The sequence below is a fragment of the Caballeronia pedi genome (assembly GCF_001544915.2).
Lineage (GTDB): Bacteria > Pseudomonadota > Gammaproteobacteria > Burkholderiales > Burkholderiaceae > Caballeronia > Caballeronia pedi.
On sequence record NZ_FCOE02000141.1, the window covers coordinates 1 to 533 of the forward strand.

The following is a 533-nucleotide window of genomic DNA, read 5'->3' on the forward strand; positions in this document are numbered from 1 at the left end:
TCGTTCCAGCTTTCGAGCAGCGCGTGCTCCTCGGGCAGCACGAGTTCATGCGCGTGCAGCGATGCATCGGGTTGATCGAGTGCTTGCTGGAGCAAGCGCGTAAAGCGTTCGCCCAGCCGTGCGATGGTGGGTTGATCGAACAGGTCGGTGGCGTAGCTGAACGTGCCAGCTAAGCCGTCGTTCGTATGCGTGAGGCTCAGCGTGAGATCGAACTTGGCACCCGCTTCGGCCGCGGGCAGCAATTCCAGTGTCAGCCCGGGCAAGGCAAGCGCTTCCATCGGCGCGTTCTGCAACACGAACATGACCTGGAACAGCGGCGTGCGACTGGTATCACGAACCGGCGCGAGCGCTTCGACGAGCTTCTCGAATGGCAGATCCTGATGCGCATACGCAGCCAATGTCGTATCACGGACTTGCGCAAGCAGATCGCGTAAGGACGGCGCACCCGAGAGATCGGCACGCAGCACCAGCGTATTGACGAACAGGCCGATGAGCGGTTCGATCTGCGCATGCGTTCTATTGGCGATGGGCGA

The 533-nt window shown here is 61.4% G+C and carries 1 protein-coding gene; it reads right to left on the reverse strand.

Annotation, left to right across the window (positions count from 1 at the left end):
* A partial coding sequence (locus tag AWB80_RS42900; protein ID WP_208635785.1) for a condensation domain-containing protein occupies nt 1–533 on the reverse strand: 533 nt, incomplete at both ends.